At 65.7% G+C, this 13,765-nt stretch carries 13 protein-coding genes; 5 read left to right on the top strand and 8 right to left on the bottom strand.

Annotated features, from left to right (window positions below; all coding sequences use genetic code 11):
- Positions 1 to 63 precede the first annotated feature (63 nt).
- The 7 genes from QWY79_RS07050 to QWY79_RS07080 are packed head-to-tail and all read right to left on the bottom strand — an operon-like array spanning position 64 to position 7,035.
- The gene (locus QWY79_RS07050; RefSeq protein ID WP_290271265.1) at positions 64 to 1,056 is read right to left on the bottom strand and encodes a glycosyl transferase family 90; all 993 of its coding nucleotides are present in this window, start codon (positions 1,054 to 1,056) and stop codon (positions 64 to 66) included.
- Positions 1,057 to 1,082: 26 nt separating this feature from the next.
- Entirely contained in the window at positions 1,083 to 2,105 is a 1,023-nt protein-coding gene (locus QWY79_RS07055; protein WP_290271267.1) for a glycosyltransferase family 4 protein, read from the bottom strand.
- A gap of 3 nt (positions 2,106 to 2,108) precedes the next feature.
- Positions 2,109 to 2,891, bottom strand: coding sequence for a glycosyltransferase family 2 protein (locus QWY79_RS07060; RefSeq protein ID WP_290271269.1), 783 nt, complete (start codon positions 2,889 to 2,891; stop codon positions 2,109 to 2,111).
- Entirely contained in the window at positions 2,888 to 4,039 is a 1,152-nt protein-coding gene (locus QWY79_RS07065) for a glycosyltransferase (RefSeq protein WP_290271271.1), read from the bottom strand. The genes QWY79_RS07060 and QWY79_RS07065 overlap by 4 nt, the downstream gene beginning before the upstream one ends.
- On the bottom strand, positions 4,039 to 4,989 hold the full coding sequence (locus QWY79_RS07070) for a glycosyltransferase family 8 protein (protein ID WP_290271272.1): 951 nt from the start codon (positions 4,987 to 4,989) through the stop codon (positions 4,039 to 4,041). The genes QWY79_RS07065 and QWY79_RS07070 overlap by 1 nt, the downstream gene beginning before the upstream one ends.
- Complete coding sequence (locus QWY79_RS07075; protein ID WP_290271274.1) at positions 4,986 to 6,326, bottom strand: O-antigen ligase family protein; 1,341 nt, start codon at positions 6,324 to 6,326, stop codon at positions 4,986 to 4,988. The genes QWY79_RS07070 and QWY79_RS07075 overlap by 4 nt, the downstream gene beginning before the upstream one ends.
- Position 6,327: 1 nt before the next feature.
- The gene (locus QWY79_RS07080; RefSeq protein ID WP_290271276.1) at positions 6,328 to 7,035 is read right to left on the bottom strand and encodes a 3-deoxy-D-manno-octulosonic acid kinase; all 708 of its coding nucleotides are present in this window, start codon (positions 7,033 to 7,035) and stop codon (positions 6,328 to 6,330) included.
- Between QWY79_RS07080 and QWY79_RS07085 the strand changes: the two genes are divergently transcribed.
- Genes QWY79_RS07085 through waaA form a run of 3 tightly spaced genes read left to right on the top strand, consistent with a single transcriptional unit; the run spans position 7,034 to position 10,852 of the window.
- Complete coding sequence (locus tag QWY79_RS07085; protein ID WP_290271278.1) at positions 7,034 to 8,131, top strand: glycosyltransferase family 9 protein; 1,098 nt, start codon at positions 7,034 to 7,036, stop codon at positions 8,129 to 8,131. The two genes, QWY79_RS07080 and QWY79_RS07085, sit on opposite strands and share 2 nt — an antisense overlap.
- Entirely contained in the window at positions 8,121 to 9,551 is a 1,431-nt protein-coding gene (gene hldE, locus QWY79_RS07090; protein ID WP_290271280.1) for a bifunctional D-glycero-beta-D-manno-heptose-7-phosphate kinase/D-glycero-beta-D-manno-heptose 1-phosphate adenylyltransferase HldE, read from the top strand. Before QWY79_RS07085 ends, hldE begins: the two co-directional genes overlap by 11 nt.
- Entirely contained in the window at positions 9,551 to 10,852 is a 1,302-nt protein-coding gene (waaA, locus tag QWY79_RS07095; RefSeq protein WP_290271282.1) for a lipid IV(A) 3-deoxy-D-manno-octulosonic acid transferase, read from the top strand. The genes hldE and waaA overlap by 1 nt, the downstream gene beginning before the upstream one ends.
- A 67-nt stretch (positions 10,853 to 10,919) precedes the next feature.
- On the opposite strand, the gene rpiA is transcribed toward waaA, so the two are convergent.
- Complete coding sequence (rpiA, locus tag QWY79_RS07100; RefSeq protein ID WP_290271284.1) at positions 10,920 to 11,591, bottom strand: ribose-5-phosphate isomerase RpiA; 672 nt, start codon at positions 11,589 to 11,591, stop codon at positions 10,920 to 10,922.
- A 227-nt stretch (positions 11,592 to 11,818) separates the two neighbouring features.
- Here rpiA and ilvA point away from each other — a divergent pair, with 227 nt between their 5' ends.
- Positions 11,819 to 13,333, top strand: a complete 1,515-nt coding sequence (ilvA, locus tag QWY79_RS07105; RefSeq protein ID WP_290271286.1) for a threonine ammonia-lyase, biosynthetic — start codon at positions 11,819 to 11,821, stop codon at positions 13,331 to 13,333.
- A gap of 133 nt (positions 13,334 to 13,466) precedes the next feature.
- Entirely contained in the window at positions 13,467 to 13,712 is a 246-nt protein-coding gene (locus QWY79_RS07110; RefSeq protein WP_290271288.1) for a hypothetical protein, read from the top strand.
- Positions 13,713 to 13,765: the final 53 nt, after the last annotated feature.

Below are 13,765 nucleotides of genomic sequence, written 5' to 3' on the forward strand. Positions count from 1 at the left end.
ACAGGGTCACTCGGGTTATCCGCCCAGCTTGTCACACTCCGCCCCGGCGGGAAACGGCGGGTGTCAGTCGCCGCCGGGCAGATCGAGGGGCGGGAGCTGGCCGGAATCGGCGAAGTACTTGTGCAGCACCAGCAGCCCGATCAGGCGCTCGCGCGCCTGGTCCCTGAAGGTATCGACGTAGCGGTTGGCGCGGCGAATGATGGCTCTGGCTTCTTCCGGGTGGGCGTCATAGTAGGCCAGCTGGTCGTCCAGGTCGGAATAGTCGTCCTTGAGCGGGACATAGTGAACGCCGGGCTCGAGGCGCCCTTCCATGAACCAGGTCTCGAAGCGCGGCCGACGCATCAGGCAGAGTGAATTGGAGGCCATGATCCACTTCAGGTTGGTGGCCACGTCCTTGCCCTCCAGGCTGATGATATAGCGATACTGCAACTGTTCGTCGACCGACATGAAGTCGCCATGCCAGGGCTTGCCGGCGGCATTGGGATGGATATCGGCAATATTGCAGCGCGGGTGGTCATGGAAGGTCTCGACAAACCGGCGCCGATGATCCTGGTGGCAGGATCCGCGCCACACCGCCAGTGGCTTCTTCTGTTCATGGCTCAGCCGGTCGCGGGGCAGGTAGTAGTGACGCACGCGATTGAGCTTGAGCAGCACGCTGTTGTGGTTGTCGTCGGTGATCGGGCGACTCTTGACCAGGGTCGGCACCTCGGGGATGTCGGTGATGTCACCGAACAGGTGACAGAAGCGCAGCTGCGGCGGGAAGTAACGCAGCATGGCCACCAGGTCCAGCTGGTAGGAACGGCTCTTCTCGCGCGGGAAGTCCGCCAGGCTGCTGGTGGTCGGTGGTAGCGCGGTCGGCGCACTCAGGCGGTTGCAGTAATGCACGCGCTGGCGGATGGCGTTCTGCTCGGCCAGGGGCAGGGTTTGCAGCTGGCGCAGCAGCCGCTCGCGCTGATGCCGCAGCCAGGCGGCGGGAACCAGTCGCTGAGCGGCATGGCCCGAGTAGATGCCGACTTTATGCAGGTTCTTGTGTGCCTTGGCAGTGACGGGGCTCACTGGAACAACTCCTGATAATGCGTGCGTTATAGTTGGCGATAGAGACGCAGATACGCCTCGGCCATGGCCTGCGGGCTGTAACTCAGCAGACGCTCGCTGGCTTCCCGACTCAGCCCGGCAGCCAGGTCGGCATCGTCGCACAGGCGCTTCAGCCCTTCCGCCAGGGCGGCGGCATCCCCGGGGGGGAACAATAACCCGGTGGCGGCGTGCTCGACGAGATCGGGAATGCCACCCACGTCACTGGCGATGATCGGTACCTCGAGCTGCATGACATCCAGCAGCACGGACCCCAGGCCCTCGTTGCGCGAAGGGAAGGCAAACACATCCAGGCCCGCCAGGTAATCGGCAATGTTGTCCTTGAAGCCCAGCCAGCTCACATTGCTCAGGTCACCGGATTCCGCGCGCAGCGCTTCGCCATCCGGGCCTTCGCCGAGCAGCACGAAGTGCATCTCGGGGCGCTGCGTGGCCAACTGTCGAGCGCTCTCGAGGAGCACCCGCTGGCCCTTGTGGCGATCGACCAGGGCACCGGCGTGGCCCACCAGGAACCTGCCCGCAAAGGTCTCGCGAAAGGCCTGAGTGGCGACCGGGTCCGTGGTCAGCTCGGCATGGGCGCTGGGGATACGCTCGATGTCACCCCAGTGGCGTGCCTCCAGCTGTGCCTGGATGGGGCGCGAGATGGCCACCCGCCGGGCCGCCTGGCGATAGCACAGGCGGTTGATGGCCTTGTCCTTGACCGGCGTGTCCACGCGGCGGGTGATCAGGTAAGGGGTGCCCCTGAGCCGGTGCTGCAGCCAGGCCCAGTGCACGGCCTTGGCGTCATGGGCATGGACGACGTCCGCCGGCCCGGCCCGCCATTGCCCGCCCAGCTGATGATCCGCGGTGACGAAGCCGAGCCCCGGGACTCCGGCCAGGTGCTCGCGCATCGGCGAGTCCCGGCGGCAGACCAGCTGCTGGTCGAGCCCCTCATGGCTCAGGGCGCGGATGAGCAGTTCGGTCTGGCGCTCGCCGCCCCGAAAACCGCGGGCCAGGTTGACGTGTGTTACCCGCATGACTCACCAGACCTTGTTGAAATCTTCATTGGCCAGCACCTGGGGATCGCGCTGATATTCCAGCAGCTTGGCATATTTCAGATAGCTGTTCAGGCTGGCACTCAACGCCACCGAAAGGCCATCGACTCCGCCCATAAATCCCTTTTGAAACAAATACTTGCGAACAAAAGCGGCCAGCCCGTGAAGGAACGGTGACCAGCCGTTGGCGCGCTTGCCCTTCTGATACATGATCTTGGCGGAGCGGCCGCTGAAATTGCGCGCCGCCTTGGTGAAGAGCTCGCCGAGGTTGGCAAAGGAGTAGTGCCAGAGGTCGGCATCGAGCTGTCTGACGTTGGCGGCGCCGACACTGGCATGCTGCTTGACCTCGCCGAAGCGCGTGCGCCGACGATCATAGAGGCGGATGCAATAATCGGGATACCAGCCACACACCCGTATCCAGCGCGAGCCGACCATGTTGCGGCGGCGGAAGGCGAAGCCGTCATGCGGGGTAGCGGCCAGGTCCAGGCGGCGGATCGCCTCCACCATCTCGGCCGTCAGGCGCTCGTCGGCATCCACGCTCAGCACCCAGTCATGCTGGACATGCTCAAGGGCAATGTTCTTCTGCAGGCCATCGCCCAGATAGGGCTGGTGCACCACCCGCGCGCCGAGGGACTCGGCAATCGCCACGGTGGCATCCTGGCTGCCGGAGTCCACGACCACGACGTCATCGCAGACCTGGCGCACCGAGGCGATGCAGTCGGCGATATGGTCGGCTTCGTCGAGGGTGATGATATTGGCGGAAATCATGAGTCGGCAGGCTCCTGCAGAAACTGGGCGGCAATCCGGGTCGGCGCGAAGGCATTCAGCCAGGCGTCGTCTATGGCATAGCCGTCGGCCGCGAGCGTTCGGTCCAGGCACTCGGCCAGGGCCTCGGGGGTCATCTCGCAGAGGTGGTCGGCCAGCTCACCCTGCATGATATCCCGCACCCCGCCGGGACAATCGACGCTGACCACGGGGGTGCCGCAGGCCAGGGCTTCCAGCAGCACGATGCCCAGGCCCTCGTGGTTCGAGCTGAGCACAAACAGCCGGGCCTGTTGCATCCAGGGGTAGGGGTTGAGCTGATTGCCCACGAAGTGCACCCGCTCGGCGATCTGCAGCGACCTGGCCTGCTCTTCCAGCTCCGCGCGCAGGCGCCCCTCGCCGACGATGACCAGCGGGATCGGTGTCGTCATCAGGGCATAGGCCTCGAGCAGCCGTCGCTGATTCTTCTGCGGCACGAGACGGGCCACATTGAGCAGGTAGGGTGGATAGCGGCTGGCCGCTGAAGTCTCCGTGGCGGCGCGGCGAATCTCGTCGATGGGGCAGGGGTTGGTGATGGTGCGCAGGGAGGCCGGTGTGGCCCCCAGGGTGTCCAGTGTCTCCCCGACCTGTGTCGCGACGCCGGAGGACACGCAGACCAGGTGCTTGTCGTGAAACAGGCAGCGTGCCTTGTGGTGTGCCAGTCGGTCCTGCTCGCGACTCAGTCCCAGGACGTTCTCCAGCACATAGCAGGCACGGGCATCGTGAAAGGACCAGACCGCCTCGAAGGTGCCCATGCCCCGAAAGATGATGCGATCGAAGCGCCCGTACTCGTCTTCCAGCCGTGCCAGCTCGCGTGCGAAGAGGCGACCCGCCCACCAGCCGGCAATCAGCGAGTGGCTCTTGCGCACCAGGCTGTTGGCGACGCGCGCCAGGATATCCACCGGGCCACCCAGACCCGACGTCCACATGGCACGCGACAGGGCGAAGTGATGCACCCTGACGTGCTCATCCCGTGGAGCGAGCTGGGGCGGGCGCGCCTTGAAGTACATCAAATGGCTGTCATGCCCCTGCTCGGCGAAGGCATCCGCCAGATTGACTGCCACCCGCTCCATGCCACCGACTTTCAGGGTACGAACGACGATCAGGGTTCTCATCAGCGCGCCTCTCGGTCGGTTACGGGCAGCGTCAGGCTGGGGGCTTGCCGAAGGCGACGGCGTCGGCGCCACATCCTCGGCAGCTGCATGGCCCGTCGCAAGCGTTGCCTCAGAGTGGGCGGCGTGCCTGCCCGGGTCGGAGCCCAGGGGGTGAGGCGCATGTACTCGTGGAAGAGCGGGGCCAGCGGGTGTCGGCAGCTTCCATGCCAGGGCTTGGTGGCACCGATGAAGTGCACCATGGCGGGCCGCTCCACGGCCTCGACCAGCTCCCGGTGATGGTCGACATAGTGCGCGACGCCTTTCTCGGTGGCCGGGTAGGCATAGGGCTGCATGTTCCAGCGCAAGGGCAGGCGCCGCCAGTCAGGGAAAATCAGGTTCAGGGCGTCCTGATCGGGATAGCGCCAGTCGGGGCCCGAACCTTCGGCAAGCCGTTGTTGAATCCCCGCGACGACCCGGCGCGACCGCCAGCGTTCGAGATCCACCAGCAGCAGGCCCGAATTGAAATACGCCGTATGGGGGGTGCCGAGGCGGTCCTCGGGCCCGTTCTGCAGATTCATGACGGCACCCAGTGCCCGACTCTGCAGGTCGACCTCTCCGAGTCGGGCGATGTCATCGAGCACCAGGACATCGCAGTCCAGATAGACGACGCTTGCCACCTCGGCGGGCAGCCACTGTTCCATGCTCAGGCGCAGCATGGCGGCGGGGCCAAAGCGCCCCAGCGCCAGTGTCTGCCATTGCGGCATGGGGCTGTCGAGCGTCTCGGTAAAGCGCAGGCTGGCGGGCAGGTTGGCGAACCAGGCTTCCAGCCTGACTCGTGAAGCCGTACTGACGTCGTGACCCAACAGATGAAAGGTGATCTCCGCGGGCCGGCTGGCATGGCACAGCACGGAAGCCATCACGGTGGCCGCCTTGTCGATATAGGCTTCGTCGGCGCACAGCAGGATGTTCATCGGTGACTCTCCTGGGCCTGGCCGGGGAGGGACGGTGCCCAGATATGCGTCAGGGAGCCGGCCACGACGAGGTTGAAGAGCAGCGCGCCGGTCCAGAAGAACCAGTAGGACTCGAACAGGTTGACCACACTCCAGAAGACCACAAAGGTCAGGGTGAACACCATGATATCGCCGGGCATGCGGCCGGCTTGCCAGGCCTTGAGCGAATGGCGGACCAGCCAGCCGAGCAGGCCGAAGTAGCCGACCAGGCCGATCAGACCGTATTGCAGGCTGATCTCGATGTACAGGTTGTGCAGGTGACCGAAGTCCAGGTTCTGGTAATGCGCCTGGTTGTAATCGATGTTGTCGAACAGCCAGGTCACGCCATTGTCACCCCAGCCCAGCAGCGGGCGCTGCAGAATCATTTCCCAGGCGCCACGCCAGCTGTACAGGCGCTCCCCGATGCTGGAACGGTTGCTCTCCGTGGAGAGGGGCACGGCGTCCCAGTTGCCCTGCAGCAGCTGGTGGATGACATCGGCCTCGGCCGTGAGGCGCTCCATGAACACCGGATTGGAGACCAACAGATAGCCGCCCCCGGCGATGCTCAGCAGCACCAGCAACGGCAGGTAGCGAATCCGGCGCCGGTGATGCCACAGCAATCCGGCCATCAACAGGCTGGCCGCGACCATCAGTCCCAGCCAGGTAGCCCGCGTCTGCGCGATCAGCACACCGGCGACCAGGACGCTCAACGCCAGGGCCCAGAGCGGCAGCATCCAGTAGCGACCACGCGCCTGCAGCAGGCGTGGCAGGAAGATCAGCAAGCCCAGCAGGGCGGTGCCGAAGAACATGGCGGCATGCTGCACGTTGCGAATGCCAAAGCCGATGCGCTGTCCCGCGAAGCCGCGCTGGAAGTCGTTCAGCCCGTCACCCGCGATCCACGGCGACGACACCACCGCCAGGGCAGCAATGCCCCAGAATATCAGGGTGTTGCGAGTGCTTCCGGCCAGCCACCAGGCCAGCAGCAGAAAGATGAACAGGCGCGCCATGTGGTCGAGCTTGGGGTAATCCCGTGCCAGGGACTCGAGCGTCATCCAGATGAATAACCAGTGGAGGATCGCAAAGCCCAGGGCGATACCCAGAAAGCGAAAGGCCGTGTGTCGCCAGACCGGTCTGCCATACAGGGTCAAGGCTGTCAGGCTCACCAGAATGAGCGCGCCCTTGGCCAGGCTGCCTACAGCATCGAAGTGGACCTTGGTGAAGGCATACAGCAGCGTGCTCAACACACCGAGCTCGACCAGCAGCGCCGGCGTGCTGCCGAGATGGCGGGTTTCCCAGCGCAAAAGTCTGGTCGGGGACAATTTATCCATAACCATGCTGAATCTGTCGGGTGACGTGCGAGGCGATATCCGGAGTCAGGTGCTTGTGCAGCGAGCGTTCCAGACGCGTCAGGTTGGCCTGTTGCCACCTGCCGGGGCGGCGCAGGCGGCAGCGGTCAAGGTCGATCAGCCAGACGCTCGCCTCGGCATCGACCAGCAGGTTGCGGGCGTTGAGGTCGACATGATCCAGGCCTGCAGCGTGAAAGCGCCGGATGGTGCGGCCCACGCGCTGCAGCAGGTCGTCATCCGCCTCGTCCAGGCAGTCGGCCAGGGCGCGGGCGCCGGGCAGACGCACGGTGATCAGGGCGGCCTCATAGGTCAGCCAGTGCCGCGTCACCCGGGCGGCGACCGGGCGGGGCACCGGCAGGCCCTGTTCATGCAGCTGGGCGGTCAGGCGCATTTCGCGGAAGGCGCGGCTATGGTCGGCGCCGCGCCACACGTAACGGTTCTGGCTGAGGTGCGCAACCAGGCCTCCCCGACGATAGGGGCGCAGGACCCACTGGTCGTCACCGGCGTCGAGGAACAGGCTGGCCCCGCGCCCCGGGGCTTCTCCGAGGATCCTGCCGCTGTGACGCCAGTAATCGGGCGCGAGGGTGGCGGGTTCGATTTGTGGCGTCCCGTTGGCGTCACATAAACTATCCGCATCATATAGAATGCAGGTCTTTCCGTTTCGAAACGTTGCCAATCGCATGAAGCATCCTCTGCCCGCCCGACCCGAGCACATTGGTGTGCTGCGCCTTTCCGCCCTGGGCGATGTCTGCAACCTGGTGCCGACGATACGCGCGCTGCAACGCCAGTGGCCCGAGGCGCGCATCACCTGGATCATCGGCAAGGGCGAGCACAGTTTACTGGCCGGACTTTCCGGGGTCGAGTTCATCGTCTATGACAAGGCCTCGGGCCTTGCCGGCATGCGCCAACTCTGGCGCCAGCTGGCGGACACGCGCTTCGACGTCCTGCTGCACATGCAGCAGGCATTGCGGGCCAGCGTCTTGTCGCTGGGCCTCAAGGCGGATCTGCGCATCGGCTACGACAAGGCGCGCGCCAAGGATGGCCAGCACTGGTTCACTCATCGCCAGCTGGCGCCGCACGCCCGGGCGCACGTGCTCGAGTCGTTCCTCGACTTTGCGCGCCTGATGGGCGTCGACGATCTGTCGCTGGAGTGGTCCCTGGCCGTGCCCGAAGCGGCCCGTCAGGAAGCCGCCGGCTTCACCGCCGGCGCGCCCTATATCCTCATGAGCCCCTGTGCTAATCCGCGGCTGCGCAATTTCCGCAACTGGTCCGCCGAGGGTTATGCCGCCGTTGTCGAGCATGCCTGGATGCAGCATGGCCTGAAGACGGTATTGACCGGCGGTGGCAGTACCCAGGAGCGCGAGATGGGACAGCTCATTGCCGCTCGGGCCCGGTCGGGGGCGGTCATCGACGCGATTGGCGAGTCATCGCTGAAGGGGTTGCTGGCGCTGATCGACGCGGCGCAGGCGGTCATCGCGCCGGATTCCGGGCCGGTGCACATGGCCAATGCCATGAACACCCCGACCGTCGGCCTGTATGCCACGACCAACCCCGACCGGGCAGGGCCTTATCGATGGCGCGAGTTCGTGGTCAACCGCTACCCCCAGGCAGTGAGTGAGTACTTGCACAAGGCAGCTGACAGCGTGCCCTGGGGACAGCGCGTGCGCCATCCGGATGCCATGTCGCTGATTCGTGCCGATGAGGTAATCGAACGCCTCGAGGCCGTGCTGGCGCTGCCCGCGCCTCATCAGACAACGGAGCCTGCCGATGAAACTTGATTTGACGGCCCTGGAGCGCTCGCGCCTGCTGGTCGTGGGGGATGTCATGCTGGACCGCTACTGGCATGGCGGCACCTCGCGCATCTCGCCCGAGGCACCGGTGCCGGTGGTGCGGGTCGAGGATGCCGAGGACCGCCCCGGGGGTGCCGCCAACGTGGCGCTCAATATCGCCTCGCTGGGAGCCCGGGCCGGTCTGGCCGGCCTGGTGGGCGATGACGACAATGCCGATCGCCTGACGCAGCGCCTCGAAGATGCCGATGTAAGCACTTACTTCGCACGTAGCGCGCAAATCCCGACGATTACCAAGCTGCGGGTGATGAGTCGCAACCAGCAGCTCATTCGCCTCGATTTCGAGGAAGGGCTGGGCAAGGTCGATACGCAGGGGCTGGCCGAGCAGGTAGAGCTCGCCCTTCCGGACGCCGATCTGGTGATTCTGTCGGATTACGGCAAGGGCACCCTGAGTGACGTCGGTGGCTTGATCGAGCGTGTGCGTCGCGCCGGCAAGCGTGTCCTGGTCGACCCCAAGGGCACCGATTTCACCCGTTACCGTGGTGCCAACGTCATCACGCCCAACCTGGCCGAATTCGAGGCGGTGATGGGCCCATGTCCGGATGATGCCACCCTGGCGGCGCGGGGCGAGAGCCTGCGCGCCGAGCTGGGGCTCGAGGCGCTGTTGATCACGCGCAGCGAGCGCGGCATGACGCTGATCCGCGATGGCGCAGAGCCGCTGCATCTGCCGACCCGGGCGCGCGAGGTGTTCGACGTAACCGGGGCCGGCGATACCGTCATCGGCGTGCTGGGCCTGGCCCTGGCGGCAGGGCACGGCTTTGCCGAGGCGATGACGCTGGCCAACCTGGCCGCCGGACTGGTGGTCGCCAAGCCGGGTACCGCCACCCTGTCGATTGCCGAGCTGTATACGGCGCTGCACGGCGACAAGCTGGCCGAGTTCGGTGCCATCGAGGCGGCGCCGCTGTGTGAAGCCGTGCGCGCCGCCCAGGCGCGTGGCGAACGCGTCGTCATGACCAACGGCTGCTTCGACATCCTGCATGCCGGGCATGTGGCCTATCTGGAGCATGCCCGCCAGCTCGGTGATCGCTTGATCGTGGCGGTCAACGACGACGCCTCCATCGGCCGGCTGAAGGGCCCCTCGCGGCCCATCAACCCGCTGGCGCGGCGCATGCAGGTACTGAGCGGCCTGGGGGCCGTGGACTGGGTGGTGCCGTTCAGCGAGGATACCCCGCAGCACCTGATCGAGGCGGTCCTGCCGGATGTGCTGGTCAAGGGCGGTGACTATCGGCCCGAGGACATTGCCGGGGGAGACGCGGTGCGTGCCGCCGGCGGCGAGGTCAGGGTGCTGGACTTCGAGGATGGCGTTTCCACCACCGCCATGATTTCGACCATCCTGGATCGAGAGCGCTGATGGCCGGTGGCCACCCCTGGGCCAGGCGTGTCTATTCCGCGGTTCTGCTGTTGCTGACGCCGCTGCTGTGGTGGCGTGTGTGGCGCGAGCACCTGCCCGGCCGCAGCCGCATGGAACGGCTCGGCCGGGTGCCCGTCGCCAGCGATCGCCGGCGACCGATCTGGTTGCACTGTGCCTCGGTCGGCGAAGTCCAGGCTGCGCGCTCGCTGATCGAGTCCCTGTACCGATGCTATCCCCGGCACCGCCTGGTGATCACCACCATGACGGCCACCGGCGCCGAGCGTGCCATGGCACTGGCAGAAAGTCTGCAGCGTGAAGGGGGTGGCAGCGAAGTGAGTCATTACTTCGTGCCCCTGGACTTGCCCGGCGCGGCGCGGCGTTTCGTGACGCGACTGCAGCCGGCCCTGGCGATCTTCTTCGAAACCGAGCTGTGGCCCAATCTGCTGGCTTCCTGCGAGCGCCATGAGGTGCCCGTGGCGGTCGTCAACGGGCGGCTGTCGGCGCGCTCGTTGGCGAGCTACCGGCGGCTATCGCGCCTGATGGCCGAGGCCCTGTCGCATGTCGACTGGCTGGGTGCCAAGTCACCCGAGGACGCCAGGCGCTTCCAGGCCCTCGGCATGGCCGTGCATGCGACCTCGATCACCGGCTCGCTGAAGTACGACATGGCCGCTGATGATCAGTCTTCCGAGGTAAGTGAGCGCTTACGAACAAGTCTGGGATCGCGCCCCGTCTGGGTGGCCGGCTCGACGCATCCCGGCGAGGATGAAGTGGTGCTGGCGGCGCATGCCAGGCTGCGCCAGGCGTTGCCCGACAGCCTGTTGATCCTGGTACCGCGTCATCCGCGCCGCTTCGAGGCCGTCGCCGAGCTGTGCGCGAGCTCGGGCATGGCATGCGTGCGGCGTTCGGCGGGTGACATCCCGGCGGCGACCACGGCGGTGTATCTGGGCGACACCATGGGCGAGCTCGGGGCGCTCTATGGCGCCGCCGATCTCGCGTTCGTCGGCGGCAGCCTGGTGCCCGTGGGCGGGCACAACCTGCTCGAACCGGCGGCCATGGGCATCCCCGTGCTGACCGGTCCCGAGCTGGCCAATTTCGAGGATCTCGCGGCGACCCTGCGCGAGTCGTCGGCGCTGGTCGAGGTTCAGGACAGCGCGACCCTGGCGGAGGCACTGTTGCGCCTGTTCGGTGATGCGCCGGAGCGGGCGCGGCTCGCCGAGGCGGGCCGCGCCGTGGTCGAGGCCAACCGAGGGGCCTTGCACGCTACCCTGGAAGGCCTGGCGCGGCTCTTGCCGGAGAAGTGAGTGCTTGCTTACGCTATGGCGCCCCTGATGCGCCACAGCGCCCGCCCGATCGACCCGGGCCGACGACTCAGGGCGTCGAACGCTCCACGCCCCGCTCGGTGCCCAGCAGCAGCACATCGGCACCGCGTGCCGCGAACAGGCCATTGGTGACAATGCCGACGATGGCATTGAGGCGGGCCTCCATGGCGACCGGGTCATCGATCATGAATTCGTAGCAATCGAGGATCTGGTTGCCGTTGTCGGTCACCACGCCCTCGCGATAGACCGGGTCGGCCCCCAGCTTGACCAGCTCCCGTGCCACATAGGAGCGCGCCATGGGGATCACCTCGATGGGCAGGGGAAAGTCGCCGAGGTGCTCCACACGCTTGGAGGCATCGGCGATGCACACGAAGCGCTTCGAGCAGGCCGCCACGATTTTCTCGCGGGTCAGCGCCGCGCCGCCGCCCTTGATCATGTGGAAGTGAGCATTCACTTCGTCGGCACCATCGATGTAAACGGGAAGCGTGCCGGCTTCATTGAGTTCGAAAACCTCGATCCCATGACCCCGCAGGCGCGTCGCGGTGGCTTCGGAGCTGGCGACGGCACCGCGGAAGTCGCCGCGCAGGTCGGCCAGCTGGTCGATGAAGCGGTTGGCGGTCGAGCCGGTGCCGATGCCGATGATGATGTCCTGCCCGAGCAGCGGGCGGATCTCGTCGAGGGCGGCGGCGGCCACGGCGTCCTTGAGGTCGTCCTGATTCATGGTGGTACTCGCTTGCGGAAGATGGCGAATGCGGCGCCATTATAGGGGATAACGCGGTGCCGTGCTGGACGCCATGGCAGGCGGGATGCTACCAATAAAGGTTTACCCTGCTCTTGGTTCGTGAGGCGTTCTCGCGAACCGCCGACACTGTATCTTTGTAGAGATATTGCGTGCGACGCCGGTCCGGCGATCGCGATCTTCATGCGCTACCCCATTGGGATATCAGGATGCTCGAAGCCACCGTCAAGAAAATCCTCCAGGCCCGGGTCTATGAAGCGGCTCGGGAAACGCCGATGTCGCCGGCTCCCTTTCTTTCCCGTCGTTTCAACAACCAGATCCTGATCAAGCGCGAGGACCTGCAACCGGTCCACTCCTTCAAGATTCGCGGGGCCTACAATCGCATGGCCCAGCTGACCGACGAGCAGAAGGCCAAGGGCGTCATCGCCGCCTCGGCCGGCAACCATGCCCAGGGGCTGGCCATGGCGGCCAAGCTGATGGGCGTCAAGGCGGTCATCGTGATGCCGCGCATCACCCCGGAAATCAAGGTACAGGCGGTGCGCGCGCGCGGTGCCAGGGTCGTGCTCAAGGGCGATGCCTTCGCCGAGGCGGCGGCCCATGCCCAGGAGCTGATCCAGGAGCATGGCTACACCTATATCCCGCCCTTCGATGATATCGACGTCATTGCCGGACAGGGCACCGTGGGCATGGAAATCCTGCGTCAGCAGGCCACGCCCCTGGACGCCATCTTCGTGCCGGTCGGCGGAGGCGGCCTGATCGCCGGTATCGCCGCTTACGTCAAGTACCTGCGGCCGGAGGTCAAGGTCATCGGGGTCGAGTCGGAAGACAGTGCCTGCCTCAAGGCAGCGCTGGAATGCGGCGAGCGGGTGATCCTGGATCAGGTGGGCGTGTTCGCCGAAGGGGTGGCCGTGGCGCAGATCGGTGAAGCCCCCTTCGCCCTGATGCGTGACCTCATCGATGAGGTGATCACCGTCAACACCGACGAAATGTGCGCGGCGGTCAAGGATATCTTCGAGGAGACGCGTGCCGTCTCCGAGACCTCGGGCGCCCTGTCGCTGGCGGGGCTCAAGAAGTATATCCAGACCACCGGGGTCAGCGGCGAGACGCTGGTCTGCATCAACTCCGGGGCCAATACCAATTTCGATCGGCTGCAGCACATCGCCGAGCGCACCGAGCTCGGCGAACAGCGCGAGGCCATCCTGGCGGTGACCATCCCGGAGCGGCCCGGCAGCTTCAAGAAGTTCTGCCGCACCATCGGCAAGCGCATGGTGACCGAGTTCAGCTATCGCTATGCCGATCCGGAGTCCGCGCACATCTTTGTCGGTGTGCAGGTCAAGCCCGGAGGCGAGGACCGCCAGGCCGTGATCGACAAGCTGCAGGAAGCGGGCTATACGGTGGAAGACCTGACCGACAATGAGCTGGCCAAGCTGCATATCCGTCACCTGGGGGGCGGGCGGCCCCAGGAGCAGTTCGCCGAAGAGGTCTATCGCTTCGAGTTCCCCGAGCGCCCGGGTGCGCTGATGAACTTTCTGACACATCTGCCCCAGGACTGGAATATCTCGCTCTTCCATTACCGCAATCACGGGGCGGCCTATGGCCGGGTGCTGGTCGGCATGCAGGTGCCCGCTGATGATCTGTCCCACGTTCAGGGTTACTTCGACGACATCGGCTACCGCTACTGGAAGGAAACCGACAATCCGGCCTATCGGCTGTTCATGGCCTGATGTCCGGTCGGTGAAGCGATAGTGAGTGCACACTTTCGGGCTGCGCCGCCTGCCGCGGCGGCCCCTGCTCGGTGGATCCCGAGTCCTTTCCTGGTATCGTCCACCAGAGGGATACCCGGGCATGAGAGTTGTCATGCCCGGCCTCATCCGCTACCCTCGCCCTCGATTCGGCAGATCGGTGCTATCCGGCCGCGGTAAAGCCGCATTTTGCGCGACGTTCGCCACCGAAGCCGAGCACCGGGTGATGTCGCCCATGCAAGTCAGCACAAGCAAGGAGTCGAAGATGAAGCGCAAGCCTGACCTGGTCATGGTGCTGGTTCTGATGTTCGGTGTAGCCGTCGTGATCACCGGCTATGCACAGGCCCTGGCCGGCAACTGAGCAACGCTTCCGCTGACAAGCTGCAGGATTCACGTAAAAGCGGCCGGTGCCCG

Source organism: Halomonas sabkhae, assembly GCF_030409265.1.
Lineage (GTDB): Bacteria > Pseudomonadota > Gammaproteobacteria > Pseudomonadales > Halomonadaceae > Halomonas > Halomonas halmophila.